Genomic DNA, 16,393 nt, shown 5'->3' with positions numbered 1-16,393 from the left:
AACCAGGTTGCGGCCTGACCACTCTCAAGAAAAGGATTCGGATATGACCACTGATCCAAAACGCGCAAACGCGATGGACGCCTATTGGATGCCGTTCACGGCCAACCGGCAGTTCAAGCAAAACCCGCGCATGGTCGCTGCGGCGGAGGGGATGTATTACACCACCACCGACGGGCGGAAGGTGATGGACGGCACCGCGGGCCTGTGGTGCGTCAATGCAGGTCACGCCGCGCCGCGCATCACCGAAGCGGTGCAGAAACAGGTCACCGAACTGGACTATGCGCCCGCCTTCCAGATGGGTCACCCCAAGGCGTTTGAGCTGGCCAACCGACTTGCCGAGCTGGCGCCGGGCGATCTGAACCACGTGTTTTTCACCAACTCCGGCTCGGAATCGGTGGAGACCGCGCTGAAGATCGCGCTAGCCTATCACAAGGCCAAGGGCGAGCAGGGCCGCACCCGGCTGATCGGCCGCGAGAAGGGCTATCACGGGGTCAATTTCGGCGGCATTTCGGTGGGCGGCATCGTCAACAACCGCCGCCATTTCGGCAGCTTGCTGACCGGCGTCGACCACCTGCGCCACACCCATGATCCGGAGCGCAACGCCTTTACCAAGGGCCAGCCGGAGCATGGCGCGGAGCTGGCCGAAGACCTGGTGCGGCTCGTTGACCTGCATGGGGCCGAAACCATCGCCGCGGTGATCGTCGAGCCGATGGCGGGCTCTGCCGGGGTGATCCTGCCGCCCAAGGGCTATTTGCAGCGGCTGCGCGAGATCACCCGGGAGCATGGCATTCTGCTGATCTTTGACGAGGTGATCACCGCCTATGGCCGCCTGGGCCGGGCGTTCGGCGCCGATTACTACGGCGTCGAGCCGGATATGATCACTACCGCCAAGGGCCTCACCAACGGGGTGATCCCGATGGGCGCGGTGATGGTCAGCAGCGAAATCCACGACGCCTTCATGACCGGGCCGGAGCATATGATTGAGCTGTTCCACGGCTATACCTACTCCGGCAACCCGGTCGCCTGCGCGGCCGCCCTGGCGGCGCTGGACACCTACCGCGAGGAGGAGCTGTTCGAGCGCGCCGCGTCGCTGGAGGCGTATTGGGCCGACGCGCTTTTCAGCCTCAAGGGGCTGCCGCATGTGAAGGACATCCGCTGCGCGGGCCTGGTCGGCGCGGTGGAGCTGGAGCCGGTGGCGGGGGTGCCGACCAAGCGCGCCTTCGACACCTACCTGCGCGCCTGGGACAAGGGGGCGCATCTGCGCACCACCGGCGACATCATCGCCATGTCGCCGCCGCTGATCATCGAAAAACGCGAAATCGACGAGCTGATCGGCATTCTGGCCGAGTCGCTCATCGCGTGAGGACCTGCCCCTGACCTGCGGGCCAAGCGGCGCGCGGGGCAGGGGCGGCAAAGGGAGAGAGATATGAAAGACGTGCAAAGCAACGCCCGCATCAACGGCAGCCGCCTGTGGGACTCGCTGATGGAGATGGCAACCAAGGGCCCGGGGGTGCGCGGCGGCAACAACCGCCAGACGCTGACCGATGCCGACAAGGAAGGCCGCGACCTGTTCAAGCGCTGGTGCGAAGAGGCCGGCATGACAGTGGGCGTCGACAGCATGGGCAACATGTTTGCCCGCCTGGAAGGCGCCGAGCCGGATCTGGATCCGGTGATGATGGGCAGCCACCTGGACACCCAGCCGACGGGCGGCAAATACGACGGCGTCCTTGGCGTGCTGGCGGGGCTTGAGGTGGTGCGCTCGATCCGCGATCTGGGCATCACCCCGCGCCGCCCTATCGTGGTCGTGAACTGGACCAACGAGGAAGGCACGCGGTTCGCGCCCGCCATGCTGTCCTCCGGCGTCTTTGCGGGCGTTCATACCCAGGACTGGGCCTATGCGCGTGAGGACGCGGAGGGCAAAAAGTTCGGCGAGGAGCTGTCCCGGATCGGCTACAAGGGCGATGAGCCGGTGGGCAACCGCAAGATGCACGCAATGTTTGAGCTGCATATCGAGCAAGGGCCGATCCTGGAAGCCGAGGGCAAGGACATCGGCGTCGTGACCCACGGTCAGGGCCTGAACTGGCTGCAGGTCACGCTGACCGGCCAGGAAGCGCATACCGGCTCCACCCCGATGCCGATGCGCCGCAATGCGGGCCTTGGCGCCGCGCGGATCACCGATCTGGTGCATGAAATTGCGATGAGCCACCAGCCCGATGCGGTTGGTGCTGTCGGCCACTGCGACTATTACCCCAACAGCCGCAACATCGTGCCGGGCAAGGTGGTGTTCACCATCGACTTCCGCTCGCCCAGCTTTGACACCCAGACCGACATGGAACAGCGCCTGCGCGAAGGTGCTGCCAGGATCGCCGGGGAGCTGGAGCTGGGACTGGAGATCGAGCAGGTGGGCCATTTCGACCCGGTGACCTTTGACGAGGGCTGCGTCGAGGCGGTGCGCCGGGCGGCGGAAAAGCTGGGCTATTCGCACCGCAACATCATCTCCGGCGCGGGTCATGATGCCTGCTGGATCAACAAGGTGGCGCCGACCGCCATGGTGATGTGCCCCTGCGTTGACGGCCTCAGCCACAACGAGGACGAGGAAATCAGCCGCGAATGGGCGGCGGCGGGGACGGATGTGCTGCTGCACGCCGTTCTGGAAACCGCAGAGATTGTGGAGGAGCAGGCATGAGCCAGAGAACCGTAATCAAGGGCGGCACCATTGTTGCCGCTGACCGCAGCTATGCCGCCGATGTCGCCATCGAGGACGGTAAAATCGTGCAGATCGGCATCAACCTGAACGGCGACAAGGTGCTCGACGCCGAGGGCTGCTATGTCATGCCCGGCGGCATCGACCCCCATGTGCATCTGGAAATGCCCTTCATGGGCACCCATTCGGCGGATGACTTTGAATCCGGCACCCGCGCGGGCCTTGCAGGCGGCACCACCATGGTGGTGGACTTCTGCCTGCCCACCCCCGGCCAGTCGATGCTGGAGGCGCTGGAGGCCTGGCACGCCAAGTCGAAACGCGCCTGCGCCGACTATTCCTTCCACATGGCGGTGACCTGGTGGAGCGAGCAGGTGTTCAACGAGATGCAGCAGGTTGTGGAGCTGGGCATCAACTCCTTCAAGCACTTCATGGCCTATAAGGGCGCGCTGATGGTGGATGATGATGAGCTGTTCGACAGCTTCCGCCGCTGCGCCGCGCTGGGTGCGCTGCCGATGGTGCATGCGGAAAACGGCGACGTGGTGGCCACCATGCAGCAGAAGCTGCTGGCCGACGGCATCCGCGGCCCCGAAGGCCACGGGCTGTCGCGCCCGCCCGAGGTTGAGGGCGAAGCCACCAACCGCGCCATCATGATCGCCGACATGGCGGGCGTGCCGCTGTACGTCGTGCACACCTCCTGCGAGCAGGCGCATGAGGCGATCCGCCGGGCGCGCCAGAAAGGCATGCGCGTCTTCGGCGAGCCGCTGATCCAGCATCTGGTGCTGGACGAAAGCGAATACCGCAACCCCAACTGGGACCACGCCGCGCAGCGGGTGATGTCGCCGCCGTTCCGCGACAAGGCGCATCAGGACAGCCTGTGGGCCGGTCTTCAGGCAGGTTCACTGCAGGTGGTGGCGACCGACCACTGCGCCTTTAGCGTGGAGCAGAAACGCTTTGGCATCGACGATTTCACCAAGATCCCGAACGGCACCGGCGGCCTTGAGGACCGGATGCCTGTCCTGTGGAGCGAGGGCGTGAACACCGGGCGGCTGACACCGAACGAGTTTGTGGCCGTGACCTCGACCAATATCGCGCGTATCCTCAACATATACCCGCGCAAAGGGGCGATCCTGGAAGGCTCCGACGCCGATCTGGTGGTGTGGGACCCGAAGAAGTCCAAGGTGATCTCGCCCGAAACCCAGCAGTCGGTGGTGGAGTACAACGTCTTCTCCGGCCGCGAGGTGACCGGCCTGCCGCGCTATACCCTCAGCCGCGGCGAACTGGCGGTGGACGACGGCACCGTCTGCGCCACTCCGGGGCACGGGCGTTTTGTTGAACGGCCCGCGTTCCCGGAAGTCAACAAGGCGCTGTCCAAGTGGAAAGAGGTCACCGCGCCGCGCCAGGTGGTGCGCTCGGCTGAAAACATGCCGGCCTGCGTCTGATTATGATCCCCGGCGCAGGCCGGGGACTCTTGCATGTGCTGCCTGCCGCAGAAGCAGGCGGCAACAAAGCCAAATAACAGGGAGGAAACTCAAAATGGCTGATGTAACCAGCGGGTATTCCGCGTCCGGCGCCGAGGCGCCGCCGCAGGTGGATCTGACCGGGATCGACCCCGAACTATACAACGAGGACCAGCTGCCGACGACGGCTGCGGAACGCACCTGGGACTGGGTGGCGATTGCCGCGCTTTGGGTTGGCATGGTGGTCTGCATCCCGACCTATCTGCTGGCCTCCTACCTGATCGGCTCGGGCATGAGCTGGGATCAGGCGGTGATGACCATTCTGGTCGCCAACGCGATCGTGCTGATCCCGATGGTGCTGGTGGGCCATGCCGGCACCAAATACGGCATCCCCTTCCCGGTGCTGCTGCGGTCTTCCTTCGGACCCACCGGCGCAAAGATCCCGGCGGTGGCCCGCGGCATCGTTGCCTGCGGCTGGTTCGGTATCCAGACCTGGGTCGGCGGCTCTGCGATCTTTGTGATCCTCAACACCCTGACCGGCGGTGCGCTGGCGGGCGAGGCGCTGCCGGTGCTGGGCATCAGCGCGGGCGAGTTCATCTGCTTCCTCGCCTTCTGGGCGCTGCATCTCTACTTCATCGCCAACGGCACCGAGTCGATCCGCTGGCTGGAGACCTATGCAGCCCCGTTCCTGCTGGCGATGGGCCTGGCGCTCCTGGCCTGGGCCTATGTCAACGCAGGCGGTTTCGGCGAGATGCTGTCGACCCCCAGCGCTTTTGATCCGGGCCAGCCGCAGGAAGGCCAGTTCTGGGTTGTCTTCTGGCCGAGCCTCACTGGCATGATCGGTTTCTGGGCGACGCTGGCGCTGAACATCCCCGACTTCACCCGCCACGCCAAAAGCCAGAAGGACCAGCTTTTGGGTCAGATGGTCGGCCTGCCGATCCCGATGGCGCTGTTTGCCTTCATCGCCTCCGCCGTGACTTCGGCCACCGTGGTGATCTATGGCGAGGCGATCTGGGATCCGATCCAGCTGTCTGAGAAGATGGGCGGGTTTTCGGTGATCATCGCGCTGTTTGCGCTGATCGTTGCGACGCTGACCACCAACCTGGCGGCAAACGTGGTGGCCCCGGCGCACGGGTTCTCGAACCTGGCCCCCAGCAAGATCAACCTCAAGCGCGGCGGCTATATCACCGCGGGCATCGGCATTGCCATGTTCCCCTGGATCCTGGTGAACCACATCATCGGCTGGCTGATCGCCTATTCGGCGCTGCTGGGCCCGATTGCGGGCGTGATGCTGGCGGACTACTACCTGCTGCGCAAAACCAAGCTGGAAGTGGCGGATCTGTTCAAGATGAACGGCATCTATTCCGGCAGCAACGGCACCAACTGGGCCGGTGTCTGGGCACTGGTGATCGGCATCCTGCCGAACCTGCCGGGCTTCCTGGCCGGTGTCGGCATCACGGCGGGCACCTCGGACTTCTTTGCCACGATCTACACCTACGCCTGGTTCGTGGGCCTGTTCGTGGCCGGCGCTGCCTATCTGGTGCTGGCGAAGATCCTGAACAAGTGACCCTTGGCCGGGGCGGCGCCTGCCGCCCCGGTTTCCTTTTCAGACCAGCGGAGTTCCCATGCCCAAAGCCTATTGGATTGCCCATGTCACTGTGACCAACCCGGACCCCTACAAGCTGTACGCTGAAGGCGCGACGGAGGCGTTCAAGACATTCGGCGCCCGCGTTCTGGCCCGCGGCGGCGCCTGCGAGCAGATGGAGGGCGACGGCCATCCGCGCAACGTGGTGATCGAGTTCGACTCGATGGAAGCCGCGCTTGGCTGCTACAACTCGCCGGAATACCAGGCCGCCAAAGCGCACCGCGAGGGCGCGGGGCTGGCCAATATCGTGATCGTCGAAGGCGCGCCCGGCTGACCGGGCCTGCATTTGCACCGGTTGCTTGCCGCCCTGCGAGACGTGGGGGCAAGTCGCCGGGCAAGCATTTGTTTTTAAGTATAAAAAATGCAGCCCCGTTGCGCGCTGCTATGACCGTCCCAGAAAATTGTCAGCTGACAATGATGTCAATCCGGTTTGCGCCATGGCGATGCTCAGCTCTTCGCTCAGCGCCTCCCACAACTGTTGCAGCCCTGCCTCACCCCCTGCGGCAATGGCAAATTGCAGGATGCGCCCGAGAAAGGTGAAATCCGCCCCGGCCGACAGCGCCTTCAGCACGTCCTCGCCCGACCGGATGCCGCTGTCATAAAAAACCGGCACGTCCGGCCCGACCGCCGCCCGGATTTTCCTGAGCATCACTATCGGCGCAGGCGCGGCCTCCAGCTGACGGGCGCCGTGGCTGGAAACCTGGATCGCGTCCACGCCCGCCGACACCAGAGCGCGGGCGTCTTCAACGTCCAGCACACCCTTTACCACCAGCTTGCCGGGCCAGGCATCGCGCAGCCGGGCCAGCGTGTCCCAGGTGGCGCGCGCCCGGCTTTCGGTGCGGTCGAAGTCATAGCCCTCCATCTCGAAATTCGCCATCACCGGCTTGCCTTTCAGCAGGGTGGCCAGCGACCAGCGCGGGTGCAGGGCAAAATCGAGGAACTGCCGCGGGCCGATGCGGAAGGGCATCTTGAAGCCATGGCGCAATTCGCGCGGGCGGCGGCCCACCTCCGGCACATCGACCGTGAGAACCAGCGTCTGATAGCCAGCGGCGCGGGCGCGCTCGGCCAGCTTGAAGGTGCCGCTGCCGTCGCCGCTGAAATAGAGCTGGAACCAGGCATAGCCCTCTGCCGCTTCCAGAATGGTTTCCAAAGGGGTGGAGGCGACGGTGGAAACCCCGTGCGGCACCCGGTAGCGCGCCGCCAGCCGGGCCAGCATCAGGTCGGCGCCGGGGGCCGACAAGTTGCACATGCCCATAGGGGCAATGCCAAAGGGCCGGTCGGCCTCGGCGCCGAAAATCCGGGTGGCGAGCGAGCGCCGGCTGACATCGCGCAGGATGCGGGGCCGCAGGGTGAGGGCATCCAGGGCCGCGCGGTTGCGCGCCGCCCCGGTTTCCTGCCCGGCGGCCCCGTCAATGTAATCAAACACCATCCAGGGCAGCCGCCGCCGGGCCAGGCGGCGGGCGTCCTCAGCCGAATGGATGGCGCCTGCGGCCATCAGCCGGCCACGGCCTTCATAAAGCGGTCGCGGATCACCACCGGATCCATCGTGATCACCGGCATTTTCGCGTTGCCGCTGTCGCATTTGACCACCAGCACTGTGGCCTCGCCGCTGGCCAGCGCCTCCTCCAGCGCCGCGCCGGTGTCCTTGTCCTGCACCTCCACCACCCGGGCGCAGCCGGCGGCGCGGGCCATGCCGGCCAGATCGGTGCGCTGGCTGGTATAGGTCGGCTGATCGCCGGTGGAGCCATAGGAGCCGTTGTCGATGATCATCAGGATATAGTTGCCGGGCGCGTTGTTGCCGATGGTGGGCAAGGTGCCGAGGTTGGTCAGGATCGAGCCGTCACCGTCGATCACGATCACCGGTTTCGGCTGCGCCAGCGCCAGCCCCAGCCCGATGGAGGACGCCAGCCCCATGGTGCCCAGCATGTAGAAATTGCTGGGCTGGTCGTCGATCGCGTGCAGCTCTTGCGACGGAATGCCGATGTTGCAGACCACCAGTTCGTCGCGCAGGATGGGCGCGATCTCTTTCAGGATTTCGGAACGGATCATTGGTCGCCATAGCCTCCCCAGAAGTTGGCGTCGGTCAGGATGGCAACGGGTTTGTTGCACATGAAGGTGTATTTCAGGATGTTGTCGAATTCCTCGACGTCCCGCTGCCAGTGGAAGTGGTAGGTGGGAATGTTGAGCTGCGCCAGAAGCGCCTTGGTATGCACCGCCATTTCCACCTGGCAGGCCACCGGCTCGCGCAGCTCGCCGCGGTAGGAGATCAGCATCGGCAGCGGCATCCGGTAGTATTGGATCAGCGTTGCCAGCGTGTTGATGGTGACCCCGATGGCGGTGTTCTGCATGATGATGGCCGGGCGCTTGCCGCCCATCCAGGCGCCGGCGCACAGCCCCATGCCCTCATCCTCTTTGTTGGAGGGGATATGGAAGATGTCGTCGCGCTGGTCGATCTCCTCGATCACGCCGGCCAGCTGCTTGCAGGGCACGGTCGTGACGAAGGAGACGCCGTTGGCCGCCAGATCGTCGGCGATCCTCTTGTCGATATTCATGGTCGGTTGCCTTTGCTTCGGGGGTCTTGTTTCGGGGTCACGAGGTGCGGCAGACATGCACCGCGCAAGGCGCGTGGCGGACCACGCGGGCGGCGGTTGAGCCGAGGAAAAAGTCGCTGAGCCCCGGTTTGTGGGAGCCGACGACAATGCAGTCCATGCCGTGCTGTTCAGCGTATTCGACGATAGCGCGGTAGGACCGGCCCTTGATGATCTCTGCCGTGACATCGCCGTGGCCTGCGGTTTTTTCGGCCAGCGCCTCGCGGGCCTTGTCAAAGCCTTCGCGCACGGTGTCTTCGTCCAGGTAGGCGGTGACCGAACTGTGCGGCGGCTCATAGACATGCAGCGCGGTGATCTGCCCGCCGGGGTTGCACAGGGTGGCGGCGGCCTTCAGCGTTGTTCCGGACACCCCGTGATCCAGGGCCATGGGAACCAGGATACTGTCATACATGGTTGCTCTCCTTTTGTTTGGGGCGCGCGGTCAGGCCCAGGGGTCGAGAATGATCTTGGGCGCCGCCACCGCGCCGCTGCGCAGGTCGCGAAAGGCAGCAGCGCCGTCTGACAGCGGCCGCGTTTCGGGCCAGTCCAGCAGCCCAAGGCGGCCGTCAAAGATCGCTTGCGCGGTGTCGCGGAAGTCCTGCGCGGTATAGGTGTAGGTGCCGATGAAGGTGATCTCCTGCAGGGTCATGCGGCGGATATCCAGGCCGCCGGTGTCCTCGCCCAGGCCGACATGGGCAATCACCCCGCCGGGCGCAGCAGCGGCTGAGGCGGCGGTGCGGGTGGCGGCATAGCCGACGGCGTCCACTACCAGCGGCACCATGCCCCGAAACTCCGCCACTGCCTGCTGGCCGCAGCGGTCTGTCAGGAAGGCCCGGCGCGCGGCGTTGGGTTCCTGGATCGTCACATCCTCCACCCCCATCGCCCTGAGCGCCAGTGCCGCCGCCAGCCCGATGGCACCGCCGCCGATCACCAGCGCGCGGCGTTCGGTGTCCGGATGCAGCGCCTCCAGCGCCAGCCGGGCGGCGTGCCAGCTGACTGCCAGCGGTTCGGCCAGCGCGGCCTTTGAAAGCGGCACATCGTCCGGCACGGTCACCAGGTTACGCTCCGGCAACGCCACAAACTGGGCAAAGGCGCCCGCGCGCGGGGGCATCGAGATGATCTGGCGGCTGGCGCAGAGGTTTTCGCGCCCCGATGCGCAGGCAGCGCAACTGCCGCAGGTCACCAGCGGATTGATCGTCACCCGGCGGCCCGCCTGCGGGCCGTCCTCGATCACGCCCGCGGCTTCGTGGCCGAGGATCAGCGGTGCGGGCCTGCGGGCGTCGTGGCCCAGATAGGCGTGCATGTCCGAGCCGCAGATGCCGGAGGCATGGACGCGGATCAGCTGCTCGTCCGGCTGGCCTGCGGCCATCGGCACATCACGGACCGCCAGCGTCTCAACCCCTTCATAAACCAAGGCTTTCATTTCGCGGTGAACCCCCCGTCAACCATCAGGATTTGCCCGGTGACATAGGCCGAGGCCTCGGAGCACAGGAACAGCAGCGGCCCGTCGAGATCCTCCAGCCGGCCGTTGCGGCCGATGCAGGTTTGCGCGGCGTTGCGGGCGGCGCGGGTGTCATCCCCGAACACCGCCTGGGTCAGCTCGGTCGGAAAAAACCCCGGCCCGATTGCGTTGGCGGTGATGCCATGGGACGACCAGGCCTCTGCCATGGCGCGGGTCAGCTGGCCGATCCCGCCCTTGCTGGCGCCATAGGCGATGCCGCCGGGAAAGGCGCGGGTGGTCTGCAGCGAGGCAAAGTTGACGATCCGCCCCCAGCCCTGCTTTTGCATCGCGGGCACAAACGCCTGGCTGAGGAAGAAGGGCGCCGACAGGTTCAGCGCCACAGTCTGATCCCAACCCTCTGCCGTCACTGCATCTGCGGGTTGCCGCGTGTTGACGCCGGCTGCGTGGATCAGGATGTCCGGCGCGCCGAAGGGGGCCGTGACGGTGTCCCGCAGCGCCTCCAGCGCGCTGCGGTCCGCCACATCCGCGACCGCATAAGCCGCAGCCGGGCCGATCTCGGCACAGAGGCTTTCCAGCGCCTCCGCCCGGCGGGCCACTGCGACCACCTGCGCCCCGGCGGCGGCCAGCGTGAGGGCCGCCCGCCGCCCCAGGCCGGAGCTGGCGCCGGTGATGCAGGCGGTCCGGCCTGTCAGATCGAACAGGGCGCGCGGGTCAGCCATTGGCGGTCAGGTCAAAGGTTTCGTCCGGGAAATACTTGGCCAGCCGCACGTCGGCGGCGCGGGCGTGGCCCTCCATCCCTTCCAGCCGGGCGATCCGCGCCGTGGCCTCGGCCACCGGTTTGGAGCCTTCGCGGGTGGCGCGCTGCCAGGTGACGATCTTCATGTATTTGTGCACCGACAGCCCGCCGGTATAGCTGGCCGCGCGCGAGGTCGGCAGCACGTGGTTGGTGCCCGCCGCCTTGTCGCCGTAAGAAACCGTGGTCTCCTCGCCCAGGAACAGCGAGCCGTAGCAGGTGAGCCGCTGCAGCCACCAGTCCAGATCCGCGGCTTGCACCGTCAGATGCTCCGGCGCGTATTCGTCGGAACAGGCCGCCATGTCCTCGCGGTCCGCGCACAGGATCACCTCGGCATAGTCGCGCCATGCGGCGGTGGCGTTCTCGCGGTTCACCTCCGGCAGGTCGTCGATGTAGCCGGGCACCAGCCGCATCACCTCTTCCGCAAGGGTGCGGTCATCGGTCACCAGCCAGACCGGCGAGTTGTAGCCATGCTCTGCCTGGCTCACCAGATCGGTGGCGACGATGTGCGCATCCGCCGTGCCGTCGGCCAGGATCAGGCTGTCGGTGGGGCCTGCGATCATGTCGATGCCGACACGGCCGAACAGGATGCGCTTGGCCTCGGCCACAAACTGGTTGCCGGGGCCGACCAGGATATTGGCCTTGGGCAGGCCAAAGAGGCCGAATGTCATGGCCGCCACACCCTGCACGCCGCCCATCGCCATGATCTGGTCCGCGCCGCAGATATGGGCGGCATAGACGATGGCGGGGGCCACGCCCACCCCGGGGCGCGGCGGCGAGCAGGCGGCGATGTGCTTGCAGCCCGCAACCTTGGCGGTGGTCACCGTCATGATGGCGCTGGCGATATGGCTGTAGCGCCCGCCGGGCACATAGCAGCCCGCCGCATCCACAGGGATCACCTTTTGCCCGGTGATGAAGCCGGGAGAGATTTCGGTTTCCACATTCTGCATCGTGCTTTTCTGCAGCTCCGCAAAGCGGCGCACATTGTCGTGGGCGAACCGGATGTCGGCCTTCAGTTTCTCCGGCACTTGCGCACAGGCGGCCTCGATCTCCTCTTCCGTCAGCAGCACATTGCCTTCGTACCGGTCGAACTTGGCGGCGTATTCCAGCGCCTTGGCGTCGCCGCCGGCTTCGATGTCGTCCAGGATGCCCTGCACGGTCTTATGGGTCTCGGAGGCATCCGACTTGGGGGTCAGGTCGGCCTTCTTGAGGTATTCTCGGGTCATTTCCAGGGGGTCCTATTTGAAGATATCAGGAAGCAGCGTGGTCGAGATCGGCGGAATGTAGGCGATCAGCAGCACCACGATCAGCATGGTCAGAACAAAGGGGATGGCGCGGGCGGCGATCTTGAGGATGGACTCGCCGGTGATGCCGGAGACAACGAACAGGTTCAGGCCCAGCGGCGGGGTGATGAAGCCCACCCCCAAGGCGGTGATCATCATGATGCAGAACTGGATTTCGTTCATGCCGATGTTGTCCGCGAGCGGCTTCAGGATCGGTGCCAGGATCACGATGTTGGGGGTCGTCTCCATTACGCAGCCCGCGGCGATCAGGATGCAGATCATCAGCAGGATCAGCACCGAGGGATCATCGGTCAGCCCGGTAACCGCGGTCACGAACCCCTGCGGCACGCCCATGATGGCCAGTGCCTCTGCCAGCGGGGCGGAAAAGGCGATGATCGGCAGGATCACCCCGTTCACCTTGGCGGAGCTGACCAGCATCGCCGGGAAGTCCGACAGTTTCAGGGTGCCGAGCAGGAAGCCCATCAGGATGGTGACGACCACGGCGGTGGCGCCGGCCTCGGTCGGGGTCAGGCGGCCGGAGAAGATGCCGTAGAAGATGATGCCCGGCACGATGAAGGCATACCACCCGGATTTCAGCGCATGGCCCAGGTTGCCCAGCCACTCGCCCAGCCCCATGTTGCCGCCGGTCTCATAGGTATAAAGCCGGTTCATGATGATGTTGGTGATCAGGATCGACACCAGGATCGCGAGGCCGGGGATCAGCGCCGCCAGAAACAGGGTGGAGGCGGAAATACCCAGCACCAGGCCGATGATGATATAGGCGATGGAGGGCGGGATCAGGATGCCGGTGCAGGCACCCGCGGCCACCAGGGCGCAGGCATAGGGGCGCGGATAGCCGCTTTCGACCAGCCGGGTGATGGTCATCCGCCCGACTGCCGCCGCACCCGCGGCGTCAGAGCCGGAGATTGCGGCAAACATGCCGCAGACCAGCACCGTGGCAGAGCCGAAGCCGCCCCGCGTCCAGCAGGTCAGCGCCTCGGCCACATCGAGGAACTTCTTGCTGAGCCCGGTGCGCACCAGCACGTCGCCGGTCAGGATGAACAGCGGCACCGCGGTCAGGGCAAAGGCGTCGATGCCGGTGAACAGGCTTTCGCCGATGGCGCTGAGCGGCAGGTCGCCCGACATCACCAGCATGGTGATCGCCGCCGCGCCGATAGCGGCCCAGACCGGCACCGCCAGCGCAATCAGCGCCACGAACATGATCACCGGCAGATAGAAGTCCCAGCCCAGTTCGACTGTTTGGTTGAGTGAATTCCACAGCATCGCTTAAGGCCCCTCAATCAAACAGCTTGTCGCCTTCAAAGACGGGGGTGCCGTCGCGAAGGCTGCGGTAGTCGCGCAGGAAGGATTGCAGCAGGCGCCAGACCATCAGGGTGAACCCCGCGGGCACCGCCATCAGGAACCAGACCATGGAGACCCGCAGCCCGTGGCTGACCGATCCGAACTTGGCCGAGACCAGCACCGTCTCAAACGACCAGTAGAGCGCCACCAGGGCGACGATGAACATCACCAGATCGCCGAAGATGTAGAGCAGCGCCTTGGGCCGGGGGCCGAGGTAGTGCATCAGCACGTCAATGCGGATATGGGCGCGTTCCTTGACCGCAGCCGCGGCGCCGATCCAGGCCAGGTAGATAAAGGAATAGCGGACGATCTCCTCGCCCCAGATCGAGGAATAGGCAAACAGCTCGCGCCGGATCACCTCGATCGCCATGGTGATGACCAGCATCACGTAGAAGGTCAGCAGCAGCCAGCGCTCTGCGTTCTTGTCTATCGTTTGCAGGATCTTCATCGCTATTCCCGGGGTTCAGGCACACCCCCGCAGCCAGCCGGCAGGCTGCTGCAGAAGCGGCGATTTCGAAAGCGGGCGGCCGCCGGTGTCCGGCGCGCGCCCCTGCAGCGCTCAGGCGTCGTGGACGTAGTATTTGCCCTGGGTGCCTGCGGCCTCTTCCAGCTTGGCGAAATTGTCCATCGACCCGGCAAGTTCGGTCTTGAAGGCATCCCACTCGCTGCGCTGATAGCCGCCGGCGTCCTTCCACTCGGCCAGCTGGTCATCGCTCAGCGCATGGAATTCGACGCCCGCCTTGGCCAGTTCCGCCATTGCATAGGCGCGGGCGGAGGGCACCTTGGACAGGTTCTGATGCGCGGTCATTTCCGAGCCCCACATCACACCGTCCTGCACGTCCGCCGGCAATGAGTTGAACCACTCAAGATTGCAGGAATAGACCTGGCTGTCCGGCACCGCCTGGGTAAAAGTCACGTGGCTGAGAATGTCCTTGAAGCCAAAGACATAAAGCGCCCCGACGGACGGATCGAGCGCATCCGCCACCCCCTGTTTGATCGCCGAGGGAGTCTCGCCCCAGGCCACCGGCGTGGGGTTGGCGCCGACCATGCGGTAATACTGCTGCAGCATCTTCGAGCCCGGCACCCGGAATTTCACGCCCGCCATGTCGCCCGGCGACATCACCGCGTTGCCGCCCTTGCGCACCGCGACCACACGGGGGTCGATGTTGACATAAAACAGCGCTTTGAAACCGGCGGCCTCGACCTTGGGATGCACCTCGGTCTTCCAGAAACCGGAGTTCACCAGATTGGTGAACCGCTGGTTGGAGCCGCAAAGATAGGGCATGTTGATCAGGTCAACGGTGGAGGCGAAGGGCGCGAAGTTCGACAGCGAATGCTGCGCGGCCTGGATGGTGCCGCCTTGAACCTTCTGCACCAGCGCGCCGCCCGCACCAAGCTGGCCGCCAGGGGCAAGCTTGACGTAGATCTTGCCGTTGGTGGCGTTCTGGATGTTCTCTTTTAAATCCAGCTGCATGATCGGATAGCTGCGCGAGGCGCCCAGCACGTATGCGGTCGCCAAGGTCATGATGTGCTCGGCGGCGCGCTCGCGCTCCTTCTCTTCTTTGGCAGTCTGGGCGGCCGCCTCGGACGACCAAAGCACACCGCCTGCACCCGCCACCAGCGCTGCGGTGAAAGAGCCGGCCGAGGCCAGTTTCAGAAAATTGCGGCGCTCAGCAGATTTGAGGCCATCCTTGCCATTCGTCATTGTCTTCCTCCCTTGGAAATCCGTCAGCTGCCGTTCTTGTTCTTGTGGTCAGCCTCGCGCTTGAGGATCGCGGCAACGAACAGGACCGACGCCGCAAACAGAACCAGCATCTCTCCGACATCGCTCAGGAAACCGCCGCCGCCAAACGCGCCCAGGGCGACATTGGCAAAGAACAAGGTAAAGACGGCTGCAGCAGCGAAGAGAAACATCAGCAGATCCCGATTTTTGATCCCAACACCATTTGTAAGCGCTTACATCAATAATGCAAGCGCTTACATGAGTGGATGGCAACGGCCGTATTTTGTGCTAAGACAGGGGCAATGGAATGGCAGGCGTGACATGGGAAAAACCCGCTCAGCTCCGACACTTAACGATGTTGCACGGGAGGCCGGGGTGTCGACCGCGACGGTGTCGCGCTGCCTGAACTCGCCGGAACGGGTGATTGAGACGACCCGCCAGCGGGTCCTGCAGGCGGTCGAATCACTGGGCTATACGCCGAATTTCGCGGCCCGGGTGATGGCGGCCAAGCGCAGCTTCACGATCGGGGCGATCATTCCAACCATGGACAACGCGATCTTTGCCCGCGGCCTGCAGGCCTTTCAGGATGAGCTGCGGGAGCGCGGCTATACGCTTCTGGTGTCCAGCTCGGCCTATGATCCGGAGGCCGAACGCGAGCAGATCCGCACCCTGGTGGCGCGGGGTGCAGACGGGCTGCTGCTGATCGGGCATGAACGCGACCCGGAGATTTACGACTACCTCGACCGGCATCAGGTTCCGTCGCTGGTTGCCTGGTCCTATGCGCCGGACGCGCTGCGGCCCTCTGTCGGGTTCAGCAATGCCAGCGCCATGCGCGAGCTGGCGGACAGCGTGCTTGCCGCGGGCCACCGGCGGGTTGCGATGATTTCCGGCCTGACGCAGGGCAACGACCGGGCGCTGAGCCGGGTGGAGGGCGTCAGGCAGGCATTGCACGCGGCCGGCTTGGGGGAGGGGGCGCTGACCCTGATCGAAACCCCTTATGAAATCGACAAAGGGGCAGAGGCGTTCCGCCAGCTGATGGCGCTGGACCCGCGCCCGACTGTGGTGATGTGCGGCAACGATGTGCTGGCGGCAGGAGCCTTGCGCGAGGCAAAGGGGATGGGCATTGCGGTGCCGGAGCAGGTCTCCGTCACCGGCTTCGACGACATTGAGCTGGCCGGAATTGTCAGCCCGGCGCTGACCACCGTTCATGTTCCGCACCGCGAGATGGGCCGCAAGGCCGCGCGGGAGCTGGTGGCGATGGTCGAAGGCACATCGGCTGGGCAGCCGGTCTGCATCAGCACGCATGTTGTGGCGCGGCAGTCGCTGGCTGCGCCGCCTGACCCGTCATAAGCACGGCATCAGCCTTTTGATACCAT

The 16,393-nt window shown here is 65.2% G+C and carries 17 protein-coding genes; 6 read left to right on the top strand and 11 right to left on the bottom strand.

Features of this window, described 5'->3' with window-relative positions; translation table 11 throughout:
• Positions 1–43 precede the first annotated feature (43 nt).
• From aptA to ACTRWG_RS14855, 5 genes are all read left to right on the top strand, one after another.
• Complete coding sequence (aptA, locus tag ACTRWG_RS14875) at positions 44–1,363, top strand: omega-aminotransferase AptA (RefSeq protein ID WP_462829522.1); 1,320 nt, start codon at positions 44–46, stop codon at positions 1,361–1,363.
• Positions 1,364–1,426: 63 nt separating this feature from the next.
• The gene (locus ACTRWG_RS14870; RefSeq protein ID WP_462829521.1) at positions 1,427–2,686 is read left to right on the top strand and encodes an allantoate amidohydrolase; all 1,260 of its coding nucleotides are present in this window, start codon (positions 1,427–1,429) and stop codon (positions 2,684–2,686) included.
• A complete protein-coding gene (gene hydA, locus ACTRWG_RS14865) occupies positions 2,683–4,143 on the top strand; it encodes a dihydropyrimidinase (protein ID WP_462829520.1) in 1,461 nt (486 codons plus the stop codon). Before ACTRWG_RS14870 ends, hydA begins: the two co-directional genes overlap by 4 nt.
• Before the next feature lie 94 nt (positions 4,144–4,237).
• Positions 4,238–5,728, top strand: a complete 1,491-nt coding sequence (locus ACTRWG_RS14860; RefSeq protein ID WP_027234034.1) for an NCS1 family nucleobase:cation symporter-1 — start codon at positions 4,238–4,240, stop codon at positions 5,726–5,728.
• A 58-nt stretch (positions 5,729–5,786) separates the two neighbouring features.
• Entirely contained in the window at positions 5,787–6,080 is a 294-nt protein-coding gene (locus ACTRWG_RS14855; protein WP_027234035.1) for a DUF1330 domain-containing protein, read from the top strand.
• Between the two features lie 108 nt (positions 6,081–6,188).
• Here ACTRWG_RS14855 and ACTRWG_RS14850 read toward each other — a convergent pair whose 3' ends face one another.
• The 11 genes from ACTRWG_RS14850 to ACTRWG_RS14800 form a co-directional block, all read right to left on the bottom strand.
• Positions 6,189–7,301: an alpha-hydroxy acid oxidase gene (locus ACTRWG_RS14850; protein WP_462829519.1), complete on the bottom strand. Its 1,113-nt coding sequence runs from the start codon at positions 7,299–7,301 to the stop codon at positions 6,189–6,191.
• Positions 7,301–7,855, bottom strand: a complete 555-nt coding sequence (comE, locus tag ACTRWG_RS14845) for a sulfopyruvate decarboxylase subunit beta (RefSeq protein ID WP_435661655.1) — start codon at positions 7,853–7,855, stop codon at positions 7,301–7,303. Before comE ends, ACTRWG_RS14850 begins: the two co-directional genes overlap by 1 nt.
• Positions 7,852–8,358, bottom strand: coding sequence for a sulfopyruvate decarboxylase subunit alpha (comD, locus tag ACTRWG_RS14840; RefSeq protein WP_008558271.1), 507 nt, complete (start codon positions 8,356–8,358; stop codon positions 7,852–7,854). The genes comE and comD overlap by 4 nt, the downstream gene beginning before the upstream one ends.
• Positions 8,359–8,395: 37 nt before the next feature.
• Entirely contained in the window at positions 8,396–8,806 is a 411-nt protein-coding gene (locus tag ACTRWG_RS14835) for a universal stress protein (protein WP_462829518.1), read from the bottom strand.
• 30 nt (positions 8,807–8,836) lie between these two features.
• Positions 8,837–9,817: an alcohol dehydrogenase catalytic domain-containing protein gene (locus tag ACTRWG_RS14830; protein ID WP_027234039.1), complete on the bottom strand. Its 981-nt coding sequence runs from the start codon at positions 9,815–9,817 to the stop codon at positions 8,837–8,839.
• Entirely contained in the window at positions 9,814–10,575 is a 762-nt protein-coding gene (locus ACTRWG_RS14825) for an SDR family NAD(P)-dependent oxidoreductase (RefSeq protein ID WP_027234040.1), read from the bottom strand. Before ACTRWG_RS14825 ends, ACTRWG_RS14830 begins: the two co-directional genes overlap by 4 nt.
• Positions 10,568–11,875, bottom strand: coding sequence for a histidinol dehydrogenase (gene hisD, locus ACTRWG_RS14820; protein ID WP_027234041.1), 1,308 nt, complete (start codon positions 11,873–11,875; stop codon positions 10,568–10,570). Before hisD ends, ACTRWG_RS14825 begins: the two co-directional genes overlap by 8 nt.
• A gap of 12 nt (positions 11,876–11,887) precedes the next feature.
• Complete coding sequence (locus tag ACTRWG_RS14815; protein WP_027234042.1) at positions 11,888–13,216, bottom strand: TRAP transporter large permease; 1,329 nt, start codon at positions 13,214–13,216, stop codon at positions 11,888–11,890.
• 13 nt (positions 13,217–13,229) lie between these two features.
• Positions 13,230–13,742, bottom strand: a complete 513-nt coding sequence (locus ACTRWG_RS14810) for a TRAP transporter small permease (RefSeq protein ID WP_027234043.1) — start codon at positions 13,740–13,742, stop codon at positions 13,230–13,232.
• A gap of 111 nt (positions 13,743–13,853) precedes the next feature.
• Positions 13,854–14,999: a TRAP transporter substrate-binding protein gene (locus tag ACTRWG_RS14805; protein WP_462829517.1), complete on the bottom strand. Its 1,146-nt coding sequence runs from the start codon at positions 14,997–14,999 to the stop codon at positions 13,854–13,856.
• Positions 15,000–15,022: 23 nt separating this feature from the next.
• Positions 15,023–15,208 (bottom strand): hypothetical protein, encoded by a 186-nt coding sequence (locus tag ACTRWG_RS14800; RefSeq protein WP_259959581.1) that lies wholly within the window; start codon positions 15,206–15,208, stop codon positions 15,023–15,025.
• Between the two features lie 130 nt (positions 15,209–15,338).
• Here ACTRWG_RS14800 and ACTRWG_RS14795 point away from each other — a divergent pair, with 130 nt between their 5' ends.
• A complete protein-coding gene (locus ACTRWG_RS14795) occupies positions 15,339–16,367 on the top strand; it encodes a LacI family DNA-binding transcriptional regulator (RefSeq protein ID WP_462829516.1) in 1,029 nt (342 codons plus the stop codon).
• Positions 16,368–16,393 lie beyond the last annotated feature (26 nt).

Source organism: Leisingera sp. G5_S3_59_S7 (genome assembly GCF_054968485.1).
The sequence above is the reverse complement of the archived record's forward strand: the minus strand, read 5'-3'. Positions and strand labels throughout refer to the sequence as shown.

Excerpts from the sequence above, each read along its gene's own strand:
- hisD (WP_027234041.1), bottom strand. The coding sequence starts at position 11,875 with ATGACCCGAGAATACCTCAAGAAGGCCGACCTGACCCCCAAGTCGGAT.
- ACTRWG_RS14860 (WP_027234034.1), top strand. The coding sequence starts at position 4,238 with ATGGCTGATGTAACCAGCGGGTATTCCGCGTCCGGCGCCGAGGCGCCG.
- ACTRWG_RS14855 (WP_027234035.1), top strand. The coding sequence starts at position 5,787 with ATGCCCAAAGCCTATTGGATTGCCCATGTCACTGTGACCAACCCGGAC.
- hydA (WP_462829520.1), top strand. The coding sequence starts at position 2,683 with ATGAGCCAGAGAACCGTAATCAAGGGCGGCACCATTGTTGCCGCTGAC.
- aptA (WP_462829522.1), top strand. The coding sequence starts at position 44 with ATGACCACTGATCCAAAACGCGCAAACGCGATGGACGCCTATTGGATG.
- ACTRWG_RS14805 (WP_462829517.1), bottom strand. The coding sequence starts at position 14,999 with ATGACGAATGGCAAGGATGGCCTCAAATCTGCTGAGCGCCGCAATTTT.
- ACTRWG_RS14800 (WP_259959581.1), bottom strand. The coding sequence starts at position 15,208 with ATGTTTCTCTTCGCTGCTGCAGCCGTCTTTACCTTGTTCTTTGCCAAT.
- comD (WP_008558271.1), bottom strand. The coding sequence starts at position 8,358 with ATGAATATCGACAAGAGGATCGCCGACGATCTGGCGGCCAACGGCGTC.
- ACTRWG_RS14870 (WP_462829521.1), top strand. The coding sequence starts at position 1,427 with ATGAAAGACGTGCAAAGCAACGCCCGCATCAACGGCAGCCGCCTGTGG.
- ACTRWG_RS14825 (WP_027234040.1), bottom strand. The coding sequence starts at position 10,575 with ATGGCTGACCCGCGCGCCCTGTTCGATCTGACAGGCCGGACCGCCTGC.
- ACTRWG_RS14850 (WP_462829519.1), bottom strand. The coding sequence starts at position 7,301 with ATGGCCGCAGGCGCCATCCATTCGGCTGAGGACGCCCGCCGCCTGGCC.
- comE (WP_435661655.1), bottom strand. The coding sequence starts at position 7,855 with ATGATCCGTTCCGAAATCCTGAAAGAGATCGCGCCCATCCTGCGCGAC.
- ACTRWG_RS14835 (WP_462829518.1), bottom strand. The coding sequence starts at position 8,806 with ATGTATGACAGTATCCTGGTTCCCATGGCCCTGGATCACGGGGTGTCC.
- ACTRWG_RS14795 (WP_462829516.1), top strand. The coding sequence starts at position 15,339 with ATGGGAAAAACCCGCTCAGCTCCGACACTTAACGATGTTGCACGGGAG.
- ACTRWG_RS14830 (WP_027234039.1), bottom strand. The coding sequence starts at position 9,817 with ATGAAAGCCTTGGTTTATGAAGGGGTTGAGACGCTGGCGGTCCGTGAT.
- ACTRWG_RS14815 (WP_027234042.1), bottom strand. The coding sequence starts at position 13,216 with ATGCTGTGGAATTCACTCAACCAAACAGTCGAACTGGGCTGGGACTTC.
- ACTRWG_RS14810 (WP_027234043.1), bottom strand. The coding sequence starts at position 13,742 with ATGAAGATCCTGCAAACGATAGACAAGAACGCAGAGCGCTGGCTGCTG.